Source organism: Mesorhizobium sp. B2-3-11 (genome assembly GCF_006442215.1).
Classification (GTDB): Bacteria; Pseudomonadota; Alphaproteobacteria; order Rhizobiales; family Rhizobiaceae; genus Mesorhizobium; species Mesorhizobium salmacidum.
The window spans coordinates 128,854-153,357 of the sequence record NZ_VFVS01000010.1 but is presented as its reverse complement, the minus strand read 5'-3'; the positions used below and the strand labels follow the sequence as shown (position 1 = coordinate 153,357).

The following is a 24,504-nucleotide window of genomic DNA, read 5'->3' as shown; positions in this document are numbered from 1 at the left end:
GTTGTGCCGATTTTACGCTTGAACTGATGGGACGGTCGCATGGGGGGAAAAACACTTACGCGCGCCGACCTGGCCGAGGCCGTCTACCGGAAGGTCGGTTTGTCGCGCACTGAATCCGCCGAACTCGTCGAGGCGGTACTGGACGAAATATGTGAAGCGATCGTGCGCGGCGAGACGGTTAAGCTGTCGTCCTTCGCGACGTTTCATGTCCGCTCCAAGAATGAGCGCATCGGACGCAATCCAAAGACCGGCGAGGAAGTACCGATCCTGCCGCGCCGGGTGATGACCTTCAAATCGTCCAACGTGTTGAAGAACCGCATTTTGCGTTCTCACCAGAACAGCAAGGCCAAGGGCGGTAAATAGCCTCCATTGCACGGTTGAAAAACCGACCCGCCGAAACAGCGGGCTTGAATATTGCTTCACAAACCGCTGAAATAAGGCCCGATTCGGCAGCATGGCCGGATTGGTGTTCTGGCGTATGATCGATTCCGCGCTGGCGGAACAAGCTCTTCTTCGTTGAGCGTGATCTCGTCTGAAGACCGTTCCGGGCCACGCTCCAGCGTGAGGATTTCGCCCATGGACAAGAGCCCTGACGCCTTCCGCACCATCAGCGAGGTCGCGGAAGACCTCGACCTGCCGCAGCATGTGCTGCGTTTCTGGGAGACGCGCTTCAACCAGATCAAGCCGATGAAGCGCGGCGGCGGCCGTCGCTATTACCGGCCGCAGGATGTCGAACTGATCAAGGGCATCCGCCATATGCTGTATGACCAGGGCTACACCATCAAGGGCGTGCAGAAGCTGCTGCGCGAAAACGGCAATCATTTCCTGGTCGCTATCGGCAATGGCGACATGGCCGCCGTCGAGGCGATTTCGCAACGCAAGCAGGCCGACCAGGTGCCGCTGACGCCGGCATCCCAGCCGCGCGGCGGAGATGACGAACTGGTTGGCCAGCCAAGGGTCAAGCCCAGCCGCCGCTTTTTCGGCCTGGGCAAGAGCGACGAGGAAGGTCCGGTTGCGCCGGACGCGTCGAAACTCTCGCGTGACAATCGCGCGCTGCTGCAGGAGGCGTTGTTCGACCTCCTGGAATGCAAGCGCCTGCTTGACCAGGTGCGCTGACCCCGGGGGGCCAGTGCCTTCGACGCCTCGAAAACCGGAACCGGCGGTCGGGTGAGGCGTTAAGTTTCCTTCTGCAAGACAAGGAAACGCATGATGGCATCATATTCAACCCTGTCGGACATCGACCTCGAAAAGCAGGTCGCGGCTCTCTCGAGGGAACTCGCGGCGTTGCGCAAGGCAGTGTCAAAGCGGGGTGGCGCTTATTATGAAGACGGCCGTGATGCTGCTCTTGATACATATTCGGATCTTGCGGAGCGCCTGCGCGATGCCATGCCGGCAATCCGCAAACAGGGCAGAGTGATTGAGAAATCGGCACGCGACCATCCGGCGGCCGCCGTCGCGGTCGGCCTTGTCGTGCTCGGCCTGGCCGCCAGCCTGCTGTTCAGCCGGCGCTGACTGCTACCTCGGCACAAGGGGAACTCGCCTATCCACGGATGCCATTCCCTTGTTGTCGCTAGCTGGACTGGCGCTGCTCCGGCGAGAGTTCGAGTACCGGTCGTCCGGCTCGGCATTGCTGACCAGGAGAAGACCAGCCTTGAACAAGAACCAAGGCCGGTCTTCTCGTTGGCGGTCTGCTTAGGCCTTGTTGCCCATCTTCTTCATGTGGTGATGATGATGATGGTGATAGCGGTGATGGTAACGATGATGGTAATGGTGACGATGGTGATGATGCTTTGCCATTGGGGCCGCGTCCGCGCTCGTCGCGCCGACCACCGGCACCGCGAAAGCGATTGCTGCTGCAAGCCCGAGGGCCGAGAGGAGGGACTTCTTCATTGGATCGTTTCCTTTTTTCGCAGGCAGGTATCAATCGGGCCGATATCCCGACCGCCGCGAATGGAATTACGCTCCTGAATTTTTTCCTCAGTATTTCCCGATTGTAGAATCTTCTTTCTGAACTGTTTCCGAGGAAACCGGCTTCCTGCTCGACAATCGCCAGGGCCGAAAGCCGGCTGTTTTGGCCTACATCGGCGGGATCACACCATTGTTGCCCACCACGACGCGGCTGGCGCTGAGCGTGCCGTCAGCCTCGCGCTGCCCGGTAACGAAGACGGTCGCGCTTGGCTTGAGATCGGTCGGCGCGGCCGGCGCGAAGGTCACGACAGGCGTGCCGTCGGGTATGGAGATCTTCTTCGTCCGCCCATTGTCGTAGGTTAGCGTCACGGCCCGCCCGTTTATGTCGGTGACGTCGGCGACGGTTCCGTTTGTCATGCGGCTGTTCGGCTCCAGATCCCAGGGGCGGTCACCCTCGCCAGTGCTTTTCAAGGCCGCGGGAAAGACCACCACTTCGAGCGCGCCGCTGCCGCCGTCAGCCTTGGAGACAGAGGCGATGCCGAGGAAATCGCCCTGCTTGACGTCCTTTACCGATGCGCTTGCGACGCCTGAAAGCTTCCAGCCGTCTTTCAGTTTGATGGCGGAAGTATCGCCCTGACGAGTTTTCACGGTCAGCAGCGACGGCTCGAAGCTGACCACGGTGCCGCGCACGCGCAATGTGTCCGCGGCCTGCGCGCTGGGCACAGCGACGCCGGGAAGCATCGAAATCGTGCCGAGCACGAGGAGGGGTGTCTTGAGGTTCATGGGTGTCCTTTTGGGAAAGACTGGCTGGAAAGGGATGGTTTCACGCCAGCGACATCGAGATAACGAACGGGTGGGGCGAAACTGCCGGGCAAAAGCCGCTCGGGCGTTCAAAACAACTTGATCGGGACAGGGCTAGGCAGCGCTTGGCAAATCGCCGGCGAGAGGGCATCTTCCTGCTCGTCTCAGGCAACATCCATTTTGATCAAACGCTTTCAGCCAACGGAGTTGCCAATGCCCAAAAATGCAAAAAGCCACGCCCTCTCCGAACCATTAGCAAACGAGATCGGGCCAGATTACAACACCCTCAGGGCAATGCGGGAAACGCGCGGATACAGCCTCGAAGCGCTTTCGCTGACCTGCGGCCTCTCGGTCGACGAGATCGAGGACATCGAGAGCGGCCGGGCGGCCGACCCGGCGAAGCTGCGTCGTATCGCGTCCGCGCTTCGTTTGCCCCAGGACGCTTCCCTTGCTTCTGCCGCACCGACGCTGGCCGCACAAGGCCGGCCTCAGGCATAGATCGGCGACCGGCATGCGCAAGAAACCCGCCAAGGCCTGCTTGGCGGGTTTCTTGTTGACGCCATGGCGTTCTCCGGCAGGCCAGGCTTGCCGATTTGCAAGTCACGCGTGTTTATACGTTCGGCATCCAAATTCGCGCCGATCGCATCGGCCTTGCATCGGGTCTGAACCGTGAGTTTTTCGATATGAGCCTGGACTCCGTTGGTGCTTTCTTCGCGGCTCACGCGCCTGATATCGAGGTCATTGTCACGCAATCGAGTTCGGCGACGGTGACGATGGCGGCGGAAGCGCATGGCGTCCTGCCGGCGCAGATCGCCAAAACGATCTGCCTTCGCGTCGGCGAGCGTACCATGCTGATCGTGACCAGCGGCATCGCCAGGCTGGACAATCGCAAGTTCAAGGACCAGTTCGGCGGCAAGCCACGCATGCTGGACGCACAAGAGGTTGTCGCGGCCACGAGCCATCCGGTGGGCGGTGTCTGCCCATTCGGCCTGCCGGCGCCGCTGCCGGTCTGTTGCGACGTCTCGCTGCGCGAATTCGCTGAGGTCGTACCCGCCGCCGGCGCCACCAACGCGGCGGTGCGCATTGGGCCACAGCGCATGGTTGAGCTCGTCGGCGCGGAGTGGGTGGATGTGTGCCAGGCCTAGCGCCGGATCCAATCCAGAGCTGAGCCGCGCAGAATGGGCAGTTCGAGAATAAGGGGATGCGGCAGAGGCGGACTTTGGGGGCAAGTCCTGCTTTAAAATGGTCGGAGTGGCCGGATTCGAACCGACGACCCCTTGACCCCCAGTCAAGTGCGCTACCGGGCTGCGCTACACTCCGGACCGGTCGCGATGTATCTTGATAACCCGGCTCGGGTCAACCGATTTTCGCGATAATTATCTTGCCGCGATCGCGGGCTCGAATGAGACCTACGTTACCGGGCGTAACAGCCGCTGATGGCGGTATTCCAGGGTGATGGCGCCCCAGACCAGGCCGAGCGGCAGATACATATGGCGCCAATGGTCGATGTCGATGAAGGTGCCGGGCCCGATATTGCCGATGAAGGCGACGTAGGCGCATAGCAGGTAGGCTGCCACGGCCGGTCGCGCAGCAGGATGCGGAATCCGGCCGGCGTAAGCGAAATCCTCAGGCCGAACAGAGCCCAGATGGCGATCAACCGGCCATGTAGATTTGGTAAGGCGCCGGCTCGCCGATGACGAAGCCCGACAGAAGAGGAGGGGCAGCGCACGCGGCGGATCATGGCTGATCGCGCTCAATAGGCGTTTTCCGTATTGAGCAGGCGGATCGGTGTCAGGAACAGGATCCGCAGATCGAACAGCAGCGACCAGTTCTCGATGTAATAGAGGTCGTATTCGGTCCGCATGCGGATCTTCTCATTGGTGTCCATCTCGCCGCGCCAGCCATTGATCTGCGCCCAGCCGGTGACCCCTGGCTTGACCTTGTGGCGCGCGAAATAGCCATCGACCACCTCGTTGTAGAGAAGGTTGTGCGACTGCGCGGCAATGGCGTGCGGGCGCGGACCGATGAGCGACAGCGAGCCGAGCAGCGAGTTGAAGAACTGCGGCAGCTCGTCGATCGAGGTCTTGCGGATGAAGCGGCCGACACGGGTGACGCGCGGATCGTTCTTGGTCACCGTCTGCTTGGCGGTCGGATCCGACCGGTCGGTATACATGGAGCGGAACTTGTAGACCTCGATGATCTCGTTGTTGAAGCCATGCCGCTTCTGCTTGAACAGCACCGGTCCCTTGCTGTCGAGCTTGATGGCGATCGCCGTGGCCAGCATCACAGGCGAGAACGCGACGATGCCAATGACGCTGAAGATGATGTCGAAAGCGCGCTTGGCGACCGAGTCCCAGTCGTTGATCGGCTTGTCGAAGATGTCGAGCATCGGCACCGAGCCGATGTAGGAATAGGCGCGCGGACGGAACTGCAGCGCATTGGAATGGGCCGACAGTCGGATGTCGACCGGCAACACCCAAAGTTTCTTCAGCAATTGCAGGACGCGCGATTCGGCGGTCAGCGGCAACGACACGATCAACATGTCGATCCGGGCGATGCGGGCGAATTCGATCAGTTCCGAAATGGTGCCGAGCTTGGGATAGCCGGCGACGAGGGCTGGCGAACGCTTGTCGTTGCGATCATCGAAGATGCCGCAGATGCGGATGTCGTTGTAGGGCTGCTTTTCCACCGAGCGGATGAGCACTTCCGCCGCCTTGCCGCCACCGACGATGACGGCGCGCCGTTCCATACTGCCATCGCGCGCCCAGCGCCGGATCAGCTTCGACATCATCAGCCTGAGACCGAAAAGGCAGACGAAGGCAACGACGAACCACGTGCCGAACAGCAGGCGCGAATAGTCTTGTGACATCTTCATGGCGAACGCCGTCAACGCCATCAGGGCGAAGGTGCCGGCCCAGACCAGCAGGATGCGCCCAAAATTGGTGATCGGCCGCATCAGGGACACCACCTGGTAGCAATCGGTGACATCGAGCAGCACCACTGCGAGGAACGACGCGGCGGCGATCGTCAGCGGATATTGCCAGGCGAGATAATTGAAGAAACCGACGTAGTAGAAATAGACGCAGAGCCCCGAGACCAGCAGCACCGCGAATTCGACCATGCGCAACACGCCGCTGACCATGATCGGCGACATCGTGTCGCGCCGGTATTGCGACGCGACCTGCCGGGCAACGTCATTCATGCCGCCGGGCTTGTCGCCATCGGCAGGGCCGTCGAATTGACGCACCGCTTCTGATGAAAAGCGATGCGCGGGGTCGATCTCGTTCATGGAACAGTCCGCAAGCTTCCCAAGAGTTGTTAGCAAAAGAGAGCTAAGAAACCCTTGAAACAACCTGTGGCTTTGGAAGAGCCTGAACTACCTTTCGAGCGCGGCGAAGTCATTGGCCTCGCCGCGGCAAGTGTCTCCAGCACGGCGACGACCCGCGCTTCCGTCAGGCCGCGCACGTGCCGGAAAATTGCTCCGACGGGTGAGCGAAGCGGTGGACGATCCTGAGTTGCCCGTCACGCTGTTCAGAACAGGCGTTCGCGGACGTAGACGGTATCGCCCGGCAGCAGCGGATCGGAGGTGACCACGCGGCCCGTTATCACCTTGCCGTTGATGTCGCGGGTGATGTCGACGCTCTCCTGGTTGGCGCGTGGCGTGAAGCCTCCGGCGATGGCGATGGCCTTCTGCACAGTCAGGCCGGGCACATAGGAATACTGGCCGGCGGCGCCCACCTCACCCATGACGAAGATCGGCCGGTAACGATCGATCTCCACCGAGACGTCAGGGTCGCGCAGGTAGCCCTGCCGCAGTTTATCGGCGATCTCCTTTTCCATCTGCTGCGCGGTGTGGCCACGTGCCGGTATGGCGCCGACGAGCGGGAAGGAGATGTAGCCGGACTGGTCGACGCTGTAGCTATTGGTCAGGCCCTCCTGCTCGAACACGGTGACGCGGACGCGGTCGCCGGCGCCGAGGCGATAGGGCTGGTCGAGGACCTCGTGAAAGGCGGCCGGCGTCGGCCGGTAGCTGGAGCAGCCCGCGAGCAACGATACGGCAAGCAGTGCGCGAAAAAGGGAAGCAGTGCTTTGCATGGCCGGACAGGTACCTTCGACTGGCCGCTGCGGCATCGCAGCAAACATCTGGGATCGGGTCCGTTATCATCCTGTTAGGGTTAATGGCCGGTAAAGGAGCGCGCCAATGGCGATCAAGCAGACAAGGTTTTGCGATTTTATCGATTTTTTTGCCGTCGCCCGCCGGTAAACCTAATGAAGCTTACCGTGATCTTAACGGCTGAGTTACCATAGTTATTTACGGTGCATCCGACCAGTTTCGGAGTAGGGATGCATGTCCGTTCAATCCGCGGCCGCAGACGTCGATGTTGATCTCAGGCAGTCCTTCGCTAGCCTGGGCCGGAACTGGCTGCGAATTCTGGTCTTCGTTCTCGTGGTAACGGGACTTGCCTTCGCGGCCGTGTCGTTCGCGACCCGGCATTACAAGGCCCAGACGCAGGTGGAGATCGCCCCGCGCGGATCGGACTACACGCGGCCCGCCAGCAGCAACCCGGACAGCGACAAGCCGATCCTCGACGAGCAAGGCATTGCCGCCCAGGTCCAGATAATTTCGTCCAACGAAATCCTCAAACAGGTCGCCCAGAAACTCGGCCTGTCGCGATTGCACGAATTCGACGAGACGATCGACATGTCGGCATTAAACCGGCTGCTGGTCCTGGTCGGGTTGAAGAACGACCCCATGGATGTTCCTGCCGATGAACGTGTTCTGAAGAAAATGCGCGAGAAGATCAACGTCTACCGCGTTGAAAAGAATGGCATAATTGCCATCGAGTTCTCTTCGGAGGATCCGAAGCTTGCCGCCGCCATCCCCGATGCCATTGCCGCCGCCTATATTGCGGGGCAGGGCGCGGCCAAGAGCGAATCGAACACCGCCGCTGCGGACTTCCTGGCACCCGAGATCGCCGACTTGTCCAAGCAGGTCAGGGATGCCGAAGCCAAGGTCGCGGCTTACCGCGCCCAGTCGGACCTCCTTTTGGGCGGCAACAATTCCACGCTGGCCACCCAGCAATTGGCCGAGCTGTCGACCGAGTTGTCGCGAGTGCGGGCCAGCCGCGCCTCGGCCGAAGGCACAGCCGAGAGCGTGCGCAAGGCACTGCAGAGCGGCGGATCGCTGGATTCACTGCCGGAAGTGCTGTCTTCCGACCTGATCCAGCATTTGCGCGGGCGGCAGGTCGAATTGCGCGCCAACATCGCCGATCTGTCGACGACGCTGCTCGACAATCATCCGCGTATTCGCGCGGCCAAATCACAACTGGCCGATCTCGACGCCCAGATCCGCAGCGAAGCCCAGAAGATCATGAAGGGCCTGGGGATGCAGGCCGATGCCGCCAAGGCGCGCGAAAACCAGCTCGTCGCCGACGTCGACACGCTCAAAGCTGCTTCGGCACAGGCCGGCGAGCAGCAGGTCGGTCTCGACGTGCTACAGCGCGATGCCGCCGCCAAGCGCCAGCAGCTCGAACTTTACCTGACCAATTATCGGGAGGCCGCGTCGCGTCGGGATCGCAACTATGTTCCGGTCGACGCTCGCATCGCGTCGCCGGCTTTGGTCCCCTCCGAGCCCTACTTCCCCAAGGTCTGGCCGATCGTTGGCGTAGCCGCCGCGGCTTCCCTTCTGCTGGCGGCGATGTTCACGCTGCTGCGGGAGATATTCTTCGGCCGGGCCATGCGCCCCGCAAGGGGTGCCCGGCTTGAACCGATCGACGAGGTGGCGATGCCGCCAGCCGCTTATCAGGACCCATCCACCCGCTCGGAGCCGGCAGTCGCCAACGAGTTCGCCAATCGCGCGGTCGAGGCATCATGGCCCGAAACGGTCACGGAAACACCGGCGCAGCCGCGGCCCGCCGCCGAGGTCGAGACCGTGGAGGTCCGGCGGCCGCGCTCTGTGCTCGGCGAGATCGACGTCGAAAAGGCCGCCGAGAAGCTCATCGCCAGCGGCGCCGCGCGCGCCATATTCGTTTCCCCCGAGGGCGACGAGGCGGCCGCGTCGGCGGTCCTGGTGGCGCGCGAGGTTTCCGACGCCGGGTTGCGTGTCCTGCTGCTCGACCTCACGGCCTCGGGAGCTGCGTCGCGGCCGATGCTGGACAGCGGGCTTTTCCCCGGCATCACCAATCTGCTGGCGTCGCAGGCGCAGTTCAGCGACGTGATCCATGCCGACCTCTATTCAGACTGCCATGTCATTCCCGTCGGCACCGCCGATCCGGTCCGTGCCATGCGCGCCGCCGACCGGCTGCCGATCATCATGCAGTCGCTGACGACAGCCTATGACCTGGTGGTGGTCGAATGCGGGCCGGCCGATGCGCAAGGTATCGGCCGTCTGGACGGCGAGGCCACCGAGGTGTTCCTGTCCATGCTGGAGCCTGACGACGAGGTGACGCAAGCCGCGGTCAAGCTGATCGAGAGCGGCTATCCCGATCTGACGCTTGTGACACCGCTCGGGCACGAGCCGCCAGGCAATCCGGTGCCGGGTCGGCGTTCAGCGGCCTGAAACAGCCACTCAAAGGCACCTGGCCTATCCCAGTTCCAGCGTCGTCACGCCGAATATCCTGTTGGCGTCGAGCCTTGGTGGCGCGCCTTTGTACATGCGCGTGGTGGAAAGCGGCGATTCCGGGCTGGTGAGCCGTCTGATGTTGCACCACATCGACCACATCGAGGCTGATCTCGATCTGCGCGTCAGGGCAGGCCCAGCACTCCGCGAGGCTCTCAAATTCTGACGGCTAGTGTTCGTGGTCGATGGAAAGGGGGCCGCCTGTCTGGCTGCCGCGAAGTGTGCTTTGCGCGCAACCCCGGCTATGCCTCCGCCGTGACCACCGCCATGGCGTGCTGCGCGCCGAACATGCCGGCTTCCTGCAGGCCTTGCTACATTTCGGTCAATGGCCGCTACCAGAGCCTGGCCCGCATACGCACCATGCTGTCGGGCGTGACGACGCCGCTCGCCAATGCCGGCAAGGTGCTCGTCACTGTCTGACGTGCCGCCTGACCGGGCAGGGCTCAGCGCTTGGCCCTTGGCTCCAGCATCAGCCACTTGATGATGCCCATCGCCGGCAGCACCCAGAGCAGGCCGCTGAGCAGGAAGAACAGGAATTGCACCAGCGCGCCCGATTCCGACAGGCGGGCGACCGCGAAGATCGAGGCGACCAGTGCGTAGATGATGACCAGCGCCAATAGCAGGAACATTCCGATCAGTTTTTTCAGTCGAATGGGCATGGCTGGCCTCGTTGATGGCTATCGCTTAGGCCGAACGCGAGGCACGCGCAACCCGCGACACCGGGCGCGACGGCGTGCCGCGCTGCGCGGTCTTGCCAGCAGGAGTGCGATGGTTCACCAATCCGCGACATTCAAACTGCCGGGATATATCCATGGCCGCCATCACTGCCGCCGCGCCCTATCAGGCCCGCGACCGCGACCTCTATAACCGGGCACTCGTACGCGGCTGGCTGTACGTCGTGCTCCTGGTGCTGTTCGCGCTGGTGCTGGTTGGCGGCGCCACGCGGTTGACTGAATCCGGCCTGTCGATCACCGAATGGCAGCCGATCCATGGCGTCATCCCGCCGCTCAACGGCGCCGAGTGGCAGGAGGAATTCCAGCGCTATCAGCAGATCCCGCAATATACCGAGCTCAACAAGGGCATGACCGTCGAAGCGTTCAAGTCGATCTTCTGGTGGGAATGGGCACATCGCCTGCTGGCGCGCAGCGTCGGCCTGGTCTTCGCCCTGCCGCTGCTGGTCTTCTGGGCGGCGCGCCGTATCGAGCGCGGCCTTGGGCCGAAACTGGTCGGCATTCTGTTTCTCGGCGGGCTGCAGGGGGCCATCGGCTGGTGGATGGTGGCCTCCGGCCTTGTCGACCGGGTGTCGGTGAGCCAGTACAGGCTGGCGACGCATCTCACGCTGGCGGCACTGATCTTCACCGCGACCATGGTCGTCGCGCGTGGCCTGGCGCCGCATTCCGAGCCCGCGGCCGATCGCTCGACGCAGCGTCTGGCCGGCTTCATCGTGCTTCTGGCGCTGATCCAGATTTATCTCGGCGGCCTGGTCGCCGGTCTCGACGCCGGCATGAGCTACAACACGTGGCCGCTGATGGACGGCAGGATCATTCCAGGCGATCTGCTCGTCCTCGAGCCGGCGTGGCGCAACTTCTTCGAGAACCCGAAAACGGTGCAGTTCTTTCACCGGCTGGGTGCCTATACGGTCTTTGCCGTCGCGCTCTGGCACATGATCGCCACGCGTCGGCGGCTGCCCGGCTCAACGCATGCGCGACGCGCGACACTGTTGTTTGTTCTGGTGCTGGTCCAGGCTTCGATCGGTATCGGTACGCTGTTGATGCAGGTGCCCCTGCATATGGCCCTGACCCATCAGGCCTTTGCGCTCGTCGTGCTGGGCTTTGCCGCCGCGCATTGGCGCGGCACCAAGGGCGCTTATCCCTTGCCCAACGAGGTTGCCGTCGGACGCTGAGTGCGGCCAGTCACATCCAGAATTCATTCGACTGCGTCGCCCTGAGCATGACAAATCCTTGGTGAGGAGCCAGGACAGGTCCGTAACCGATCATGGTCAACAAACGCTCGCTTCGGCTCTTCCCCGGGATCAGAAACGCGCCCGCACTGCCCGGATCGCCGCGGCAATCGACAGTTCGCGGTTCTCCTCGACCGCATTGTCGTCCTCATGATGCCAGGACGCGGACAGACAACCATAGGCGATGGCATGGTCCAGTATTGCCGCCGGTGATTGTCCCAGCGTCCGGGAAAAGACCTCGGCCATATGCGCGATCCGCTCCGGGGCGAGGCAAAGTGCATCGCGGTCGAGCGGATTGTAGAACATGTTGGCGGCGTCGAAACCGGGATCACCGAGCACGCCCTTCGGATCGATCACCAGCCAGCCGCGCGGTCCCCGCAGGATGTTTTCGTGATGCAGATCGCCATGCAGCGGCCTGATGTCATGCGGATTGGCCAGCAGTCGTTCCGCGATGGCGCCGGCCTCGACATAGAGGCTGTCACCACCGATGCCACGATCGGTTGCGGCTTTCTTGAAGAGGCTGGCGAACCGCTCCCTGAGCGGCTGAAGCTCGGACGGGTAGGGGTGATCAGATGGCGAAAACAATTTCGCCATCACATCCGCCGCGATGGCGGTCGCTGCATTGTCGCCTTGTTTGACGAGAACCTGCGACAGAAGTGTGTCCCCGCCATATTCGAGCAGCATGGAATGCCCGTCACGGCCGAGAAGCCGCACCGCGCCTTCGCCGCGCCGCCAGGCAAGGAAATGCTCGCCGCGCAACTCGTCGGCAACGTCGTCGAACGGCTTCAGTGCCTTCACAATGGCTGGTGAGCTGTCCTCAAGCCGCACCTTCCAGATGCGGCTCGAAAAGGTCTCGGCAATGAGTTCGGGTTCGCTGACTTTCCAGCGCGGTGGAAAGGCCGGCGCGTTCATCACAGACCGAGCATCAGGTCCATGTTCTGGACGGCTGCACCGGAAGCACCCTTGCCGAGATTGTCGTAGACCGCCAGCAGCAGCGCCTGAGCTCTGCTGTCGTTGGCAAAGACATAGACCTTCATGCGGTTGGTGCCGTTGTAGACCTCCGGATCGATGTCAGGCACGCGCTCCAGATGCGCATAGGGCGCCACCTCGACCACACCGCCCTTGATCGCGGCGAAATGGTCCGCAATGGCGGCGTGAAGTTCGGCACCCGTCGGTACGCGGTCGAGGCCACCGAGTTGCAACGGCACAACCGTGATCATGCCTTGCGCGAAATTGCCCACCGCCGGCTGCATGATCGGATCGTGCGACAGCTTCGCATAGGCCTTCAATTCCGGCACGTGCTTGTGCTGCAGGGTCAGGCCATAGGGCAGGAACTCCGAGGCGTCCTCGCCCTTGGCGACGTAGTCCTCGATCATCGGACGCCCGCCGCCCGAATAACCCGTAATGCCGTTGACCGAGATCGGGAAATTGGCCGGCAGCAGGCCTGCCGTGACCAATGGCCTGAGTGTCGCGATCGGCCCCTGCGGCCAGCAGCCGGGATTGGCGACGCGCTTGGCCGTGGCGATCTTCTTCGCCTGCTCCTTGTCCAATTCGGCGAAGCCATATTCCCAGCCTTCGGCCACGCGATGCGCCGTCGACGCATCGATGACCTTGGTGGTGTCGTTGGCGATCAGCGAGACGCTTTCCTTGGCCGCATCGTCGGGCAAGCACAGGATCGCGATATCGGCGGCGTTGAGGAATTCGGCGCGCGCGGCCGTTTCCTTGCGGCGCTCGACCGGAATGGAAATGATCTCCAGATCGCCGCGCTCGGCAAGCAGCGCCCGGATCTGGAGGCCGGTGGTGCCGTGCTCGCCGTCGATGAAGATTTTCGGTTTCATTGCCTGATCAAATTCCCTGATTTTTCAAAACTATATGCCGTTGCCATGATTGACCGCGGCGCCATTGTGGTCGCCGCTGTTCAACTCATCGAGCCGGGCCTTTCGTTCCGCCAGCAGGCCGAGATACTGCATGGCCACCATCGAACCGGCGATCGCCGTTATATCGGCGTGATCATAGGCCGGCGCAACCTCCACGACATCGGCACCGACAATATCGACCTGGTTGAGCTGACGCAGCGTCGACAGGATCTTCGCTGACGACGGCCCCCCCGAAACCGGTGTGCCGGTTCCCGGCGCATAGGCCGGATCGAGGCAGTCGATGTCGAAGGTCAGATAGGTCTTCCTGCCCCCGGTGCGATCAACGATGGCATAGGCGATGTCGGAGGCGCGCATTTCCTCGATTTCATGACCGTGCAGGATCTTGATGCCGAACGTGTCGGGCGCATGGGTGCGGATGCCGATCTGGATCGAGCGGTCGGGATCGATGATGCCTTCCTTGACCGCGCGGCCGACGAAGGACCCATGATCGATGCGCTTGCCGTCATCGGGCCATGTGTCCTGGTGGGCGTCGAACTGCACCAAGGCGAGCGGCCCGTGGATGGCGGCGTGCGCCTTGAGCAGCGGCCAGGTGACGAAATGGTCGCCGCCGAGCGTCAGCAGGAAGGCGCCGGATTTCAGGATCTTGGCCGCCTCGCGCTCGATCGTGCCGGGCGTCTTCTGATGGTTTCCCGAGTCGAGCAGGCAGTCGCCATAATCGACCACGGCGAGGTGCTCGAACAGATCGCGTGAAAACGGGTATTGCGGGTCGTTATCGAGGATCGCCGAGGCGCGGCGGATCGCCTGCGGCCCGAACCGGGCGCCCGGCCGGTTGGTGACGGCGGCGTCGAAGGGAATGCCCCACACCACCGCATCCGCGCCCCTCACGTCCTTGGTGTATTTGCGCCGCATGAAAGACAGCGCGCCAGAATAGGTCGGCTCAAGGGCGCCACCCGTTTTGGAGCGGGTGGTGAAGGCATGGTCGATGTTCTTGGTCGCCATTACTGGTCCTCGTTTTCATCGGGGTGCAACAACTACAAAACCGGCATGGAAGATGCCAGTCACAGCTTGGGGAGACGAAACCGTGCCGCCCGGGTGCCACGGCAAGACAGGATTTGTATCATCATGACGCAGACCGCGTTTCTTAATCCGTCGGATGCCGTGGTGTCGACCCACGCCGGTACGATCGCCGGCGATCGCTTCCAGGTTCTCGATTCGTGGCGCGGCATCTGCGCGTTGTTGGTGACGCTGTTTCATTTCCCGACCGCCTCGGCGATCTCGCAGAGCGGCTTTGTCGGTTCGTCCTATCTTTTCGTCGATTTCTTCTTTGTCCTTTCCGGCTTTGTCATGGCCTCGAGCTATGCCAATCGGCTGGGCCGGCCGGGAGAGGTTATCCGCTTTGCGCTGGTCCGGTTCGGCCGCATCTACCCGCTGCATCTGGTCATGCTTGCCGCCTTTGCCGCCTTCGAGCTGTTGCGGCTGGTGCTGCCGCAATTGCATGGCACGGGGGCAGCTCCCTTCACCTGCGGCTTCGACCTCAAGAGCTTGGCTGCCAATCTCCTTTTGCTGCAAGGTGTCGGCTTCGAGGATCGGTTGACGTGGAACGCGCCAAGCTGGAGCATTTCGGCCGGGTTTTTGCCCGTCTCCTGTTTGCCGGCGTGGTCTTTGTCGCCGGCGCACGCGCCTGGATATGGTTTGTCGCCGCCGTCGTCACCGCGCCGCTGTTCCTGCTCGGCTTCTCCACGCATCATATGGATGTGTCCTATGATTTCGGCTTCATCCGCTGCCTCTACGGCTTCTCGCCCGGCGCCCTGTTGGCCTGGTTTCAGCATGATTCCATTGCAGGGGCGCGACAGGTTTTGCTCGCAAACGGCCCGCGGATGAGCTGGACTCTTGCCGAAATCGTCATGGTGGCCGTTATCGTTCTCTTTGTCTCGCTGGCGGGCGACAACGACGCCGGCATTGCCGCGCCCCTGGTGTTCGCCCTGGCGCTGTTTCTCTTCGCCCATGAAGGCGGCTGGATCAGCGCGTTGCTCAGGACGCCGTTCATGCTGACGCTCGGCGCGCTGTCCTATTCGATCTACATGGTCCACATCTTCGTCCAGGCGCGCCTGATCAATGTCGCCGGGCTCGTCGAGCGCAAACTCGGCCTCGGCTTGATTAGCGACATAGTACTGCGTGGCGAGCCCGCGACCGGCTTTGGCGCCGGATGGACAGGGACTGTGGCGATCGTCGTCATGCTCGCCGCCACCATCGCCGTGTCGTGGGTCACATGGCGCCTGGTCGAAATGCCTGCAATGGCTTGGTTCCGCCGGCTGTCGAAGCGCATCTGACCCACATCGCCGGCCAACCGCTACAGCATGTCGCCCAAAGGTGACTTTCGGTTTTGGGGAAGACGACATGCGTAAAGACAAACATCCAAAGCGTCGCCTGAATCCGTTTCGACGCGACGCGCTTTAGCCGGCTTCGTTCACCTGGATGTCACTGACGTCGCCTATCCCGGCTCGATCCGGCAAGGAGCGATTCTCGATGCGGACGATCTGGCTGAGCCTTCTGCTTTCCACCGCGCTGGCGGCCGCCTCCGGTCAGGCCTTGGCCGGCGAAACTCGCGCCAGGCAGATTCTCGACCGCTTCGAACATGCCAACCAGTGGCGCGACCATGTCATGGTGGCTGCCCATCGCGCCGGCAGCATGCAGGCCGGCAAGACGCTCTATGCGGAAAACTCGCTTGCCGCCGTGGAAGGCTCGATCGCGATCGGCGCCGAAATTGTCGAGGTCGATATCCGGCGCTCGAAGGACGGCGAGTTCATCGTCATGCATGACAGCTGGCTGGACCGCACGACCACCTGCAAGGGCGAGGTCCTCAACTACACGCTGGCCGAACTGAAGAGATGCCGGTTGGTGATCGAGGGCACCCATGCCGTCACCAACGAGACCGTCTCGACGTTGCGCGAGATGCTGATGACGACAAGGGACAGGATCCTCATCAATCTCGACAACAAGCTCGAAGTCGGCGACCTCCCGGGCATGATCGCGGTGGCTCGGGATCTCGGCATGGCCGAACAAGTCATCGTCAAGGAAAACCTGTGGAACCAGGACAGGATCACCACGGTGAGGGCCGCCATGGCCGCGGCAGGCGATGGCTTCCAGTTCATGCCGATCATCGCCGATGACGCGGTGCATGATGCCGGCTTCGCCTCGACGGTCGACCATGCTTTCGCGCCGCGCGCGATCGAGCTGATCAACTGGCGGGCGGGCGCCGAGACGTTGACCGAAACCGGCGGGTCGCTGTTCAGCACCCGCATGCGCGCCGAGGCGGTGAGGGGCGACTGGCATATCTGGGCCGACACCTACGCCATCGTCAACAAACCGGGCGGCTTCCTCGCTGGCGGCCGTGGTGATGAACTGGCGGTCCAGGCCAGCCTGCCGCGCGAAGCCTGGGGCTTCTGGGCCGACCGCGGCGCCACCATCATCCAGACCGACGAACCGAAAGCAGCGATCGGCTGGCTGGCTGCGAATGGTTGTCGCGTGCCTTATGCCGGCGAGAAGCGGCCGACAGAACCGGCGCATACAGCCAGCATCAATTAGGAGTGGCGGCTGAAGCTGCCGCTCTCCCTCTCTCGTGAGAGTTGCCCGGCAGTCGGAGGGGCGCTGTCCCACAATTTGTCGATCAATCAAATCTGTAGCCCAAAAGCAAAAAGGCCGCCCGGAGGCGGCCTTTTTCGATATCGGAGTTCGAAACGCCTAGCGCTTCGAGAACTGGAAGGAGCGACGGGCCTTGGCCTTGCCGTACTTCTTGCGCTCGACGACGCGGCTGTCGCGGGTCAGGAAGCCGCCCTTCTTGAGCACGGCGCGCAGCGCCGGCTCATAGTAGGTCAGCGCCTTGGAGATGCCGTGACGCACGGCACCGGCCTGGCCGGACAAGCCGCCGCCGACGACGGTGGCGACGATGTCGTACTGGCCCGAACGGTTGGAGGCGATGATCGGCTGGTTGAGGATCATCTGCAGGACCGGACGCGCGAAATAGGTCGCGAATTCCTTGTCATTGACGACGATCTTGCCGGAACCCGGCTTCACCCAGACGCGCGCGATGGCGTTCTTGCGCTTGCCGGTGGCATAGGCGCGGCCCGACTTGTCGAGCTTCTGGACGTGGACGGGAGCCGCGGCCTGCGTGTTCGTGTTGCCGGTGGCGGCGCCCAGTTCTGCGAGCGAGGAAAGCTCAGCCATCTTATGCGACCTTCTTGTTCTTGGAATTCAGCTTGGCCACGTCGAGGACTTCTGGCTGCTGGGCGACATGCGGATGTTCCGCGCCTGCATAAACGCGCAGGTTCTTCATCTGGCGACGGCCGAGCGGACCACGCGGAACCATGCGCTCAACGGCCTTCTCGACGACACGCTCGGGGAAACGGCCCTCGAGCAGCTGGCGCGCGGTGCGCTCCTTGATGCCGCCGGGGTGGCCGGTGTGCCAGTAATAGACCTTGTCGGTGAACTTCTTGCCGGTGAACACCACCTTGTCGGCATTGATGACGATGACATTGTCGCCGTCGTCGACATGCGGGGTGAAGGTCGGCTTGTGCTTGCCGCGAAGATGATTGGCGATGACAGTGGCAAGACGGCCGACGACGAGACCCTCGGCGTCGATCAGGATCCACTTCTTCACCACATCCGCAGGCTTCTGCGAAAAGGTTGTCATGTTTTCTGCTCTCGGTTTTGACCTTCACGGGGAAGGCGTTTCTTGTTGCTTGGATTGGCGAAAGACGTTTGTCCCCAGCCAATAAACAAAACGGCGGCCTTCGCGGGCCGCTGCTTCGTGAGGGCTTATAGGCGAGGGCAGTGGTTGCGTCAAGGCAGTGGGAAAGTCTTACGGCGCAGAAAATGCTGTAGAAACAATGTGTTGGTCGAAAGGTATTATTTTACCACATCTGTGGCGCGCTGCGGCGGGATCGAATAGGTCCCCGTGGCATGCGCGATCGTGTGTCCATCCGGGCCGGCGACGATGTCGATGTCGAACACCATCAGGCTCTTTCCCAGCTTCAGGATGCGGCAATGACCATCGATCGGCCCGGCCTCGGCCTTGCGGACGAAGTTGATGTCGAGGTTGACGGTAACAGAAAGCGCGTCCGGCCCGGCGTGGGAAAGCACACAGACATATCCGCCAATGTCGGCCAGCGTGAACAGCGACGGACCGGATACAGTTCCGCCAGCACGCAGGTGCCGCTCGCCAGCGTTGAGCCGCACAATGCAGCCGCCTGGGAACACGTCGATCGCCTCGTAATATTTGAACTGTTCGTTGAGTTGAGGATAGACGGTCTCCATCAGCACATTGACTTGCGCTGCGCTCAGCACGGGCTTGAGATTGTTCTGGGCGGGCATGTCGGCCTCTCGTTTTGTGCCAGGCTTGTATGAACGCAGCGCGGCATTTCTGGCAACACCTTCATCCCGGCGCAAGCGGTCCTGGCGCAAGCAATGGGTGTTGGACGAAAGCTGATCCGATATTAGATACTGTGCCAGCACGAACGGAATCGCGAGACCTCATCCATGGCCGAAATCCTTGCTATCAAGCCTGCTGCCGCCGACGAGGGCCCGGTCACGGCGAGGCTGGATAAGGGCGTGCTGCGCCTGACGCTCGCCAATCCGCCCGCCAACGCCTTGTCGCTGGCTGTGATGGCGGCGCTGACGGCGGAACTCGACCGCGCCAAGGCCGACAAAGCCGTTCGCGTCATCGTGCTGTCGGCGGCCGGCAAGGTGTTCTGCGCCGGCCACGACCTCAAGGAAATGACCGCGCGGCGCGCCGACGCCGATCGCGGCAAGGCCTTCTTCGAAGAGACGTTTGCCGCTTGCGCGACGCTGATGCAGACCATCGTGCGCCATCCCCTGCCTGTCATCGCCGAGGTCGACGGCCTGGCGACAGCCGCCGGCCTGCAACTGGTCGCCAGTTGCGACCTTGCGATCGCCTCGCACGAGGCGACCTTCTGCACGCCGGGCGTCAACATCGGCCTGTTCTGTTCGACGCCGATGGTGGCGCTATCGCGCAACGTCTCGCGCAAGCAGGCGATGGAGATGCTCTTGACCGGCGAGACGATCGACGCCGCAACGGCGAAGCAATTCGGCCTCGTCAACCGCGTCGTGCCGCGCGAGTACCTGAATCAGATTGTCACCAAATACGCCCAAACCATTGCTTCCAAATCCTCCTTGGTGGTGAAGACCGGCAAGGAAGCTTTTTACGCCCAGGCCGAGATGGGCTTGGCGGATGCCTATGCCTATACCGGCCGCGTCATGGTCGAGAACATGCTCGCGCGGGACGCGGAAGAGGGCATTGGTGCTTTCATCGGCAAACGCAAGCCGGAGTGGACGGACGAATAGGACGAGGATTATGGAACCGCGCATCTCCATCATCACCATCGCCACCGATAATTTGGATCTCGCCGTGCGTTTCTACGAGGCTATGGGTCTGAGGCGCCACGCGGGCATCACCGACGGTGTCGCCTTTTTCCAGATGGGCGGCGCCATCCTCGGTCTGTTCCCGCGCGCCAGTGCCGAGGAGGATTCGGGCATCACCTTCGCCCAGGCGCCCTCGGCCGTCTATCTCGCCTACAACACCCGCTCGGACGCCGAAGTCGACGAGGTGCTCGCCATGGCCGAGAAGGCCGGCGGGCGTATCGTCAAGCCGGCCGGCCGTGCCTTCTGGGGAGGCTGGTATGGGTACTTCGCCGATGCAGACGGGCATGTTTGGGAAGTGGCGCACAATCCGGCCTTCCCGATCGCGGAAGACGGCACGATTTCGCTGCCTGATTGATGGCTTATCGCAAGCAGCTGACACGGCTCAAGGCACCGTATCTCAAGCGCATTCTGCTCGACCCGGAGCGCGTGACGGACTGGGAGAAATACCCTTGGAACCTGCCGCTGTTTCGCGGCCACGGGTTCGAGCTCGAATTCGCCACGCCCATCACCATCATCGTCGGCGAGAACGGCACCGGTAAATCCACGCTGCTCGAGGCGATCGGCGCGCTGGCCGGCTATGACGAGGCCGGCGGCGGCAAGGGCTACCGACCGGTCGACCATGCCAGTGCCATCGACAAGAGTGGCGCCGCACTGGCGAACACATTCCGTGGCCACTGGTTGCCAAAAGTCACCGCCGGCTGGTTCTTTCGTGCTGAATCCTTTTACTCCGTGGCTCGCTATCTCGATCAGGCGGCGCTGGAGGACCCGTTCAAGCCGCCGCCGCCGGATTTCCTGTCCTGGTCGCATGGCGAAGGCTTCATCCGCTTCTTCGAGGAGCGCTGCCGCAGGCAAGGCATCTATATTCTCGACGAGCCCGAAAGCGCGCTTTCACCGACGCGCCAGATCGAATTGCTGAAGATGCTTCGGCGCATGGACCAGTCGGGCACAGCGCAAGTGATCATGGCGACCCATTCGCCGCTGCTGATGGCCTGTCCCGGCGCGCAACTGTTCCGCATCAGCCGCTTCGGGCTGGAGCCCTCTGACTTTCGTGATACCGACCACTTCCGCATGCTGCGCGATTTCAGCAATGACCCGGGTGGTTTTCTCGCTGAGGCGTTGTATGAGGACGAGGCATGAACCACGATAGCTACGACAACACCTATATCGGCGGCATCCTCAATGCGGTGAAGACCGTCGCCATGGTCGGCGCGTCGGCCAATGATGTCAGGCCGAGCTATTTCGTGCTGAAATATCTGCTGGCCAAGGGGTTTTCGGTGTTCCCGATCAATCCCGGCCAGGCCGGCAAGGAAATCCTCGGCCGGATGACCTATGCCAGGCTGGCCGACATCCCGGAGCCGATCGACATGGTCGATGTCTTCCGCAATGCAGCCGCGGTTCCCGCTATCGTCGACGAGGTGCTGGCGCTCGATCCCTTGCCGAAAGTCATCTGGATGCAGCTTGGCGTGCGCCATGACGAGGCAGCCGCCCGCGCCGAAGCCGCCGGCATCAAGGTGGTGATGAACCGCTGCCCCAAGATCGAATATGGCAAGCTCTCCGGTGAGATCGGCTGGACCGGCGTCAATTCCGGCGTCCTGTCGTCGAAAAAGCCGCTTATGCGCCAGGGCTTCCAGAGTTTTGGCGTCCGCCAGAAGTGACGTGATACGGGATCGCTTTTTCGCAAAAGATTCCAGTCAACTGCCGGTGCGCAAAATTTTTTCGGGAAGCCGTTAAGTTTCCCATGCGTTCATCGCGGGTCGCACGGCGAAAGGTATTTTCTTCTTTGCATTCCAGGCCGCGCTTCGCCAAGAATGCCCCGCCAATTAAAAGTTTCAAAGGGAGGTTTCAGTGACCCGTTCGCCCGGTTTCAACACGCTCGCGGTCCACGCCGGCGCCAAGCCCGATCCGGCCACCGGCGCGCGCGCCACGCCGATCTACCAGACGACCTCCTTCGTCTTCGATGACGCCGACCACGCGGCTTCGCTGTTCGGGCTGAAGGCGTTCGGCAACATCTACACCCGCATCATGAATCCCACCCAGGCAGTACTCGAAGAGCGCGTCGCGGCTCTCGAGGGCGGCACGGCTGCGCTTGCGGTTGCATCCGGCCATGCCGCGCAGGTCATCGTGTTCCACAATCTGATGCAGCCCGGCGACAATTTCGTCGCCGCCAACAAGCTTTACGGTGGTTCGATCAACCAGTTCGGCCATGCCTTCAAGAATTATGGTTGGGAGGTACGCTGGGCCGACACCAATGATCTCTCGACCTTCGAGAACCAGATCGACGACAGGACCAAGGCGATCTTCATCGAGAGCCTGGCCAATCCGGGCGGCACCTTCGTCGATATCGAGAAGATCGGCGACATCGCCCGCAAACATGGCCTGCCGCTGATCGTCGATAACACGTTGGCCTCGCCCTACCTCATCCGCCCGATCGAGCACGGCGCCGATATCGTCGTCCATTCGCTGACCAAGTTCATGGGCGGCCACGGCAACTCGATCGGCGGCGTCATCGTCGACGGCGGCACCTTCGACTGGTCGAAGTCGGGCAAGTACCCGATGCTGTCGGAACCGCGCCCCGAATATGGCGGCCTCGTGCTGCACGAAACCTTTGGCAATTTCGCTTTCGCCATCGCCGCCCGCGTGCTCGGCCTGCGCGATCTCGGCCCGGCGATCTCGCCGTTCAATGCCTTCCTTATCCTCACCGGCCTCGAAACCTTGCCGCTGCGCATGCAGCGGCACTGCGACAACGCGATCACGGTCGCCGGCTGGCTGTCCAACCACCCCAAGGTCGCCTGGGTGAATTATCCCGGCCTGCCCAGCGACAAGAACAATGCGTTGCAGAAGAAATACTCGCCTGAAGGCGCCGGCGCCGTCTTTACCTTCGGCCTCAAGGGCGGCTACGAGGCCGGCATCAAGTTCGTCGAAGCACTTGAGCTCTTCTCGCATCTGGCCAATGTCGGCGACACCAAGTCGCTGGTCATCCACCCGGCATCGACCACGCACCGCCAGCTTTCCGACGAGCAGAAGGTCAAGGCCGGCGCTGGCCCGGACACTGTGCGGCTGTCCATCGGCATCGAGGATGTCACCGACATTGTCGCCGACCTCGAACAGGCACTCGCCAAGGTCTGACCTGATATGTCCGCGCTTCTTTCCGTCGACACCAAGAGCGTCGAGCCCGAATCCGGCGCGCCCGCGCCGGATCGCCTGATTTCGGGCGATCCGAAATTCCGCACCTGGAACATCGAGGAGCGCGACGGCGGCCTCTACGCCGGCATCTGGGAATCGACCCCTGGCAAATGGCGCATCGTCTATGACGAATGGGAATTCTGCCACATCCTGTCAGGGGTCTCGGTGATCGCGGAAGAGGGTGGGGAAGCGCGCACCGTCAAGGCCGGGGACAGCTTCGTGCTGAGGCCGGGCTTCAGGGGAAGCTGGGAAGTGCTTGAAACGACTCGCAAGGAGTATGTGATCAAGCTTTGATCACCTCGCTGCCGGATACTCTCCGGCTTCTGGGCCACGGCGTCAGCCATGCAGCCGAACAGGATCGTCACGGCGAGCGCGATCGCGCCTCTCGAAAACAATCTCATCGCAAGCCCAGCCCACCATGGTCAGAAATGCACGGAGAGCGCCTCCAGCCCATGGAAGTGGTAACTGTCGCGGAAGCGGGGCTGTTCGGCAAGATGCACTCGCGGGTGCCGATCAAACAAAGTCTTCAGCGAAACCTGCAGTTCGAGGCGGGCGAGCGGCGCGCCGATGCAGAAATGGATACCGGCGCCGAAAGACACATTCTTCTGGTCGGTGCGCTCCTGCCGGAAGGCCTGCGGTTCGGCAAAGGCGTCCGGGTCATGATTGGCCATGCCAAGCAAAAGCCCGATCGTCTGGCCCGGCCGCACGACGATGCCGGGCGCGATTTCGATCTCCTCATAGGCATAGCGCATGAACATGTGCAGCGGCGCGTCGAAGCGCAGGCATTCCTCGACCGTCGCTGCTGTCGCTTCCGGTGAGGTGAAGAAGCGGCGCGGGTCGCCGCCTTGCGCCAGGATGGAATGGACGGCGTTGCCGGTCTGGTGCACGGTCGCTTCATGGCCGGCGTTGAGCAACAGGATGGCCGAGGAGACCAGCTCGTCCTCGGACAGTTTCTGGCCGTCTTCCTGGGCCGAGATCAGCAGCGACAGCAGGTCATCGCCCGGCTTCTTGCGCCGCTCGGTCACGTAGCCACGCAGGAAGTCGGAGAATTCGCCCGCGGCACGGTTGGCCGCGTCCTCGGTCTCGCGGGTGCGGCCATGGATATACATGGCGACCATCCGATGCGACCAGTCGAGCAGTTGCGGGCCTATCTCCACCGGCACGCCGAGCATTTCGGCGATGATGGTGATCGGCAGCGGGGAGGCGAAGGCCGGCAGGAGGTCAACGACCTTGCCAGGTTCGAAACGATCCATCAATTCGTTGGCGAGTGCCTCGACACGCGGCCGCAACCGTTCGACCTGACGCGAGACGAAGGCACGGTTGACCAATGTCCTCAGCCGCGTGTGCACCGGCGGCTCCAGTTCCAGCATCGAGTTGGCTTCGATGCCGTCAAATGCCTTGAGATAGGTCCTGTCTTGGCCGACACCACGGCTGTCTGGGACGCCGGCCGGGTTCTGGCGGCCGAAACGGCGGTCGCGCAGCAGTCTGTTGACATCGCCAAAGCCACCAAAACACCAGAAGCCGAACTCTTCCCAGAAAAATGCATTCGACGCGTCGTGCAGGAAGCCGTAGGCCTCGTAAGGGTTCAGGAAGAAAGCCGGTTCGCGCGGGTCGAGCCTGAGCCGGCGAGTGGCTGGATCAAAGGCCAGATACGGGAGCGTCGATTTGGTCATGCCAGAACCCATAGCGCGGCTTGCCAGCCCGGTTCCAGACCGTAT

28 protein-coding genes, 1 tRNA gene and 3 pseudogenes are annotated in these 24,504 nt (G+C 62.4%); 18 read left to right on the top strand and 14 right to left on the bottom strand.

Annotation, left to right across the window (positions count from 1 at the left end):
• Window positions 1-39: 39 nt before the first annotated feature.
• The 3 genes from FJ960_RS15965 (at window position 40) to FJ960_RS15955 (ending at window position 1,512) form a co-directional block, all read left to right on the top strand.
• Complete coding sequence (locus FJ960_RS15965) at window positions 40-363, top strand: integration host factor subunit alpha (RefSeq protein ID WP_010915609.1); 324 nt, start codon at window positions 40-42, stop codon at window positions 361-363.
• A gap of 213 nt (window positions 364-576) precedes the next feature.
• The gene (locus FJ960_RS15960) at window positions 577-1,116 is read left to right on the top strand and encodes a MerR family transcriptional regulator (RefSeq protein WP_027143593.1); all 540 of its coding nucleotides are present in this window, start codon (window positions 577-579) and stop codon (window positions 1,114-1,116) included.
• A 93-nt stretch (window positions 1,117-1,209) separates the two neighbouring features.
• Complete coding sequence (locus tag FJ960_RS15955; protein WP_027143594.1) at window positions 1,210-1,512, top strand: hypothetical protein; 303 nt, start codon at window positions 1,210-1,212, stop codon at window positions 1,510-1,512.
• Window positions 1,513-1,692: 180 nt separating this feature from the next.
• Here FJ960_RS15955 and FJ960_RS15950 read toward each other — a convergent pair whose 3' ends face one another.
• On the bottom strand, window positions 1,693-1,890 hold the full coding sequence (locus FJ960_RS15950) for a hypothetical protein (RefSeq protein WP_140715194.1): 198 nt from the start codon (window positions 1,888-1,890) through the stop codon (window positions 1,693-1,695).
• A gap of 186 nt (window positions 1,891-2,076) precedes the next feature.
• Entirely contained in the window at window positions 2,077-2,691 is a 615-nt protein-coding gene (locus FJ960_RS15945) for a hypothetical protein (protein ID WP_140715192.1), read from the bottom strand.
• Between the two features lie 231 nt (window positions 2,692-2,922).
• On the opposite strand from FJ960_RS15945, the gene FJ960_RS15940 reads away from it, so the two are divergent.
• Window positions 2,923-3,207 carry a helix-turn-helix transcriptional regulator gene (locus tag FJ960_RS15940; RefSeq protein WP_140506483.1) on the top strand — a complete coding sequence of 95 codons (285 nt, stop codon included), beginning with the start codon at window positions 2,923-2,925 and terminating at the stop codon, window positions 3,205-3,207.
• A gap of 185 nt (window positions 3,208-3,392) precedes the next feature.
• Window positions 3,393-3,854: a YbaK/EbsC family protein gene (locus tag FJ960_RS15935; RefSeq protein WP_140715177.1), complete on the top strand. Its 462-nt coding sequence runs from the start codon at window positions 3,393-3,395 to the stop codon at window positions 3,852-3,854.
• Between the two features lie 98 nt (window positions 3,855-3,952).
• On the opposite strand, the gene FJ960_RS15930 is transcribed toward FJ960_RS15935, so the two are convergent.
• From FJ960_RS15930 to FJ960_RS15915, 4 genes and pseudogenes are all read right to left on the bottom strand, one after another.
• Window positions 3,953-4,029, bottom strand: a tRNA-Pro gene (locus FJ960_RS15930).
• Between the two features lie 89 nt (window positions 4,030-4,118).
• Window positions 4,119-4,318: pseudogene (locus FJ960_RS15925) on the bottom strand (hypothetical protein); the annotation flags it as partial.
• Window positions 4,319-4,462: 144 nt separating this feature from the next.
• Window positions 4,463-5,998 carry an undecaprenyl-phosphate glucose phosphotransferase gene (locus FJ960_RS15920; protein WP_140715175.1) on the bottom strand — a complete coding sequence of 512 codons (1,536 nt, stop codon included), beginning with the start codon at window positions 5,996-5,998 and terminating at the stop codon, window positions 4,463-4,465.
• A 242-nt stretch (window positions 5,999-6,240) separates the two neighbouring features.
• Window positions 6,241-6,804 carry a polysaccharide biosynthesis/export family protein gene (locus FJ960_RS15915; protein ID WP_027143601.1) on the bottom strand — a complete coding sequence of 188 codons (564 nt, stop codon included), beginning with the start codon at window positions 6,802-6,804 and terminating at the stop codon, window positions 6,241-6,243.
• A gap of 253 nt (window positions 6,805-7,057) precedes the next feature.
• On the opposite strand from FJ960_RS15915, the gene FJ960_RS15910 reads away from it, so the two are divergent.
• From FJ960_RS15910 to FJ960_RS15900, 3 genes and pseudogenes are all read left to right on the top strand, one after another.
• Entirely contained in the window at window positions 7,058-9,268 is a 2,211-nt protein-coding gene (locus FJ960_RS15910; protein WP_140715173.1) for an exopolysaccharide transport family protein, read from the top strand.
• A 136-nt stretch (window positions 9,269-9,404) separates the two neighbouring features.
• A pseudogene (locus FJ960_RS30280) lies at window positions 9,405-9,494 on the top strand (GntR family transcriptional regulator); the annotation flags it as partial.
• Window positions 9,495-9,547: 53 nt separating this feature from the next.
• Window positions 9,548-9,748 (top strand): hypothetical protein, encoded by a 201-nt coding sequence (locus tag FJ960_RS15900; protein ID WP_246672842.1) that lies wholly within the window; start codon window positions 9,548-9,550, stop codon window positions 9,746-9,748.
• Window positions 9,749-9,771: 23 nt separating this feature from the next.
• On the opposite strand, the gene FJ960_RS15895 is transcribed toward FJ960_RS15900, so the two are convergent.
• Window positions 9,772-9,987: a DUF2842 domain-containing protein gene (locus FJ960_RS15895; protein ID WP_027143610.1), complete on the bottom strand. Its 216-nt coding sequence runs from the start codon at window positions 9,985-9,987 to the stop codon at window positions 9,772-9,774.
• Window positions 9,988-10,139: 152 nt separating this feature from the next.
• On the opposite strand from FJ960_RS15895, the gene FJ960_RS15890 reads away from it, so the two are divergent.
• Window positions 10,140-11,231, top strand: a complete 1,092-nt coding sequence (locus FJ960_RS15890; RefSeq protein WP_140715171.1) for a COX15/CtaA family protein — start codon at window positions 10,140-10,142, stop codon at window positions 11,229-11,231.
• Between the two features lie 129 nt (window positions 11,232-11,360).
• Here the strand turns inward: FJ960_RS15890 and FJ960_RS15885 are convergent, their stop codons facing one another.
• The 3 genes from FJ960_RS15885 to speB are packed head-to-tail and all read right to left on the bottom strand — an operon-like array spanning window position 11,361 to window position 14,164.
• Window positions 11,361-12,203, bottom strand: a complete 843-nt coding sequence (locus FJ960_RS15885; RefSeq protein WP_210243286.1) for an aminoglycoside phosphotransferase family protein — start codon at window positions 12,201-12,203, stop codon at window positions 11,361-11,363.
• A complete protein-coding gene (gene argC / locus FJ960_RS15880; protein ID WP_140715167.1) occupies window positions 12,200-13,126 on the bottom strand; it encodes an N-acetyl-gamma-glutamyl-phosphate reductase in 927 nt (308 codons plus the stop codon). Before argC ends, FJ960_RS15885 begins: the two co-directional genes overlap by 4 nt.
• A 30-nt stretch (window positions 13,127-13,156) precedes the next feature.
• Window positions 13,157-14,164, bottom strand: coding sequence for an agmatinase (gene speB / locus FJ960_RS15875; RefSeq protein ID WP_027143614.1), 1,008 nt, complete (start codon window positions 14,162-14,164; stop codon window positions 13,157-13,159).
• Here speB and FJ960_RS29890 point away from each other — a divergent pair.
• The 3 genes and pseudogenes from FJ960_RS29890 to FJ960_RS15865 form a co-directional block, all read left to right on the top strand.
• Window positions 14,141-14,737, top strand: a pseudogene (locus FJ960_RS29890) (acyltransferase); the annotation flags it as partial. The gene speB and the pseudogene FJ960_RS29890 sit on opposite strands and share 24 nt — an antisense overlap.
• 23 nt (window positions 14,738-14,760) lie before the next feature.
• Entirely contained in the window at window positions 14,761-15,495 is a 735-nt protein-coding gene (locus FJ960_RS29885; RefSeq protein WP_246672849.1) for an acyltransferase, read from the top strand.
• 196 nt (window positions 15,496-15,691) lie between these two features.
• On the top strand, window positions 15,692-16,750 hold the full coding sequence (locus tag FJ960_RS15865; RefSeq protein ID WP_140715165.1) for a glycerophosphodiester phosphodiesterase family protein: 1,059 nt from the start codon (window positions 15,692-15,694) through the stop codon (window positions 16,748-16,750).
• A 156-nt stretch (window positions 16,751-16,906) separates the two neighbouring features.
• On the opposite strand, the gene rpsI is transcribed toward FJ960_RS15865, so the two are convergent.
• The 3 genes from rpsI to FJ960_RS15850 all read right to left on the bottom strand — a co-directional run bounded on the left by rpsI (window position 16,907) and on the right by FJ960_RS15850 (window position 18,535).
• Window positions 16,907-17,389, bottom strand: a complete 483-nt coding sequence (rpsI, locus tag FJ960_RS15860; RefSeq protein ID WP_010915637.1) for a 30S ribosomal protein S9 — start codon at window positions 17,387-17,389, stop codon at window positions 16,907-16,909.
• A 1-nt stretch (window position 17,390) separates the two neighbouring features.
• On the bottom strand, window positions 17,391-17,855 hold the full coding sequence (gene rplM, locus FJ960_RS15855; RefSeq protein ID WP_010915638.1) for a 50S ribosomal protein L13: 465 nt from the start codon (window positions 17,853-17,855) through the stop codon (window positions 17,391-17,393).
• Between the two features lie 215 nt (window positions 17,856-18,070).
• On the bottom strand, window positions 18,071-18,535 hold the full coding sequence (locus FJ960_RS15850) for a PaaI family thioesterase (protein WP_140715163.1): 465 nt from the start codon (window positions 18,533-18,535) through the stop codon (window positions 18,071-18,073).
• Window positions 18,536-18,700: 165 nt separating this feature from the next.
• On the opposite strand from FJ960_RS15850, the gene FJ960_RS15845 reads away from it, so the two are divergent.
• The 6 genes from FJ960_RS15845 (at window position 18,701) to FJ960_RS15820 (ending at window position 23,080) form a co-directional block, all read left to right on the top strand.
• Entirely contained in the window at window positions 18,701-19,525 is an 825-nt protein-coding gene (locus FJ960_RS15845) for an enoyl-CoA hydratase (RefSeq protein ID WP_140715161.1), read from the top strand.
• A 10-nt stretch (window positions 19,526-19,535) separates the two neighbouring features.
• Window positions 19,536-19,958, top strand: coding sequence for a VOC family protein (locus FJ960_RS15840; RefSeq protein WP_027143619.1), 423 nt, complete (start codon window positions 19,536-19,538; stop codon window positions 19,956-19,958).
• Window positions 19,958-20,740 (top strand): AAA family ATPase, encoded by a 783-nt coding sequence (locus tag FJ960_RS15835; protein WP_140715159.1) that lies wholly within the window; start codon window positions 19,958-19,960, stop codon window positions 20,738-20,740. Before FJ960_RS15840 ends, FJ960_RS15835 begins: the two co-directional genes overlap by 1 nt.
• Window positions 20,737-21,258 (top strand): CoA-binding protein, encoded by a 522-nt coding sequence (locus FJ960_RS15830; protein WP_140715157.1) that lies wholly within the window; start codon window positions 20,737-20,739, stop codon window positions 21,256-21,258. Before FJ960_RS15835 ends, FJ960_RS15830 begins: the two co-directional genes overlap by 4 nt.
• Window positions 21,259-21,448: 190 nt before the next feature.
• On the top strand, window positions 21,449-22,729 hold the full coding sequence (locus tag FJ960_RS15825; RefSeq protein WP_027143622.1) for an O-acetylhomoserine aminocarboxypropyltransferase: 1,281 nt from the start codon (window positions 21,449-21,451) through the stop codon (window positions 22,727-22,729).
• A gap of 6 nt (window positions 22,730-22,735) precedes the next feature.
• Window positions 22,736-23,080 (top strand): cupin domain-containing protein, encoded by a 345-nt coding sequence (locus FJ960_RS15820; RefSeq protein WP_140715155.1) that lies wholly within the window; start codon window positions 22,736-22,738, stop codon window positions 23,078-23,080.
• A 128-nt stretch (window positions 23,081-23,208) separates the two neighbouring features.
• On the opposite strand, the gene FJ960_RS15815 is transcribed toward FJ960_RS15820, so the two are convergent.
• Window positions 23,209-24,459 (bottom strand): cytochrome P450, encoded by a 1,251-nt coding sequence (locus FJ960_RS15815; RefSeq protein ID WP_140715153.1) that lies wholly within the window; start codon window positions 24,457-24,459, stop codon window positions 23,209-23,211.
• Window positions 24,460-24,504 lie beyond the last annotated feature (45 nt).

Bases quoted from the DNA above. Each gene is read 5' to 3' on its own strand.
- FJ960_RS15965 (WP_010915609.1), top strand. From the start codon at position 40: ATGGGGGGAAAAACACTTACGCGCGCCGACCTGGCCGAGGCCGTCTAC.
- FJ960_RS15960 (WP_027143593.1), top strand. From the start codon at position 577: ATGGACAAGAGCCCTGACGCCTTCCGCACCATCAGCGAGGTCGCGGAA.
- FJ960_RS15955 (WP_027143594.1), top strand. From the start codon at position 1,210: ATGGCATCATATTCAACCCTGTCGGACATCGACCTCGAAAAGCAGGTC.
- FJ960_RS15950 (WP_140715194.1), bottom strand. From the start codon at position 1,890: ATGAAGAAGTCCCTCCTCTCGGCCCTCGGGCTTGCAGCAGCAATCGCT.
- FJ960_RS15945 (WP_140715192.1), bottom strand. From the start codon at position 2,691: ATGAACCTCAAGACACCCCTCCTCGTGCTCGGCACGATTTCGATGCTT.
- FJ960_RS15940 (WP_140506483.1), top strand. From the start codon at position 2,923: ATGCCCAAAAATGCAAAAAGCCACGCCCTCTCCGAACCATTAGCAAAC.
- FJ960_RS15935 (WP_140715177.1), top strand. From the start codon at position 3,393: ATGAGCCTGGACTCCGTTGGTGCTTTCTTCGCGGCTCACGCGCCTGAT.
- FJ960_RS15920 (WP_140715175.1), bottom strand. From the start codon at position 5,998: ATGAACGAGATCGACCCCGCGCATCGCTTTTCATCAGAAGCGGTGCGT.
- FJ960_RS15915 (WP_027143601.1), bottom strand. From the start codon at position 6,804: ATGCAAAGCACTGCTTCCCTTTTTCGCGCACTGCTTGCCGTATCGTTG.
- FJ960_RS15910 (WP_140715173.1), top strand. From the start codon at position 7,058: ATGTCCGTTCAATCCGCGGCCGCAGACGTCGATGTTGATCTCAGGCAG.
- FJ960_RS15895 (WP_027143610.1), bottom strand. From the start codon at position 9,987: ATGCCCATTCGACTGAAAAAACTGATCGGAATGTTCCTGCTATTGGCG.
- FJ960_RS15890 (WP_140715171.1), top strand. From the start codon at position 10,140: ATGGCCGCCATCACTGCCGCCGCGCCCTATCAGGCCCGCGACCGCGAC.
- argC (WP_140715167.1), bottom strand. From the start codon at position 13,126: ATGAAACCGAAAATCTTCATCGACGGCGAGCACGGCACCACCGGCCTC.
- speB (WP_027143614.1), bottom strand. From the start codon at position 14,164: ATGGCGACCAAGAACATCGACCATGCCTTCACCACCCGCTCCAAAACG.
- FJ960_RS15865 (WP_140715165.1), top strand. From the start codon at position 15,692: ATGCGGACGATCTGGCTGAGCCTTCTGCTTTCCACCGCGCTGGCGGCC.
- rpsI (WP_010915637.1), bottom strand. From the start codon at position 17,389: ATGGCTGAGCTTTCCTCGCTCGCAGAACTGGGCGCCGCCACCGGCAAC.
- rplM (WP_010915638.1), bottom strand. From the start codon at position 17,855: ATGACAACCTTTTCGCAGAAGCCTGCGGATGTGGTGAAGAAGTGGATC.
- FJ960_RS15850 (WP_140715163.1), bottom strand. From the start codon at position 18,535: ATGCCCGCCCAGAACAATCTCAAGCCCGTGCTGAGCGCAGCGCAAGTC.
- FJ960_RS15845 (WP_140715161.1), top strand. From the start codon at position 18,701: ATGGCCGAAATCCTTGCTATCAAGCCTGCTGCCGCCGACGAGGGCCCG.
- FJ960_RS15840 (WP_027143619.1), top strand. From the start codon at position 19,536: ATGGAACCGCGCATCTCCATCATCACCATCGCCACCGATAATTTGGAT.
- FJ960_RS15835 (WP_140715159.1), top strand. From the start codon at position 19,958: ATGGCTTATCGCAAGCAGCTGACACGGCTCAAGGCACCGTATCTCAAG.
- FJ960_RS15830 (WP_140715157.1), top strand. From the start codon at position 20,737: ATGAACCACGATAGCTACGACAACACCTATATCGGCGGCATCCTCAAT.
- FJ960_RS15820 (WP_140715155.1), top strand. From the start codon at position 22,736: ATGTCCGCGCTTCTTTCCGTCGACACCAAGAGCGTCGAGCCCGAATCC.
- FJ960_RS15815 (WP_140715153.1), bottom strand. From the start codon at position 24,459: ATGACCAAATCGACGCTCCCGTATCTGGCCTTTGATCCAGCCACTCGC.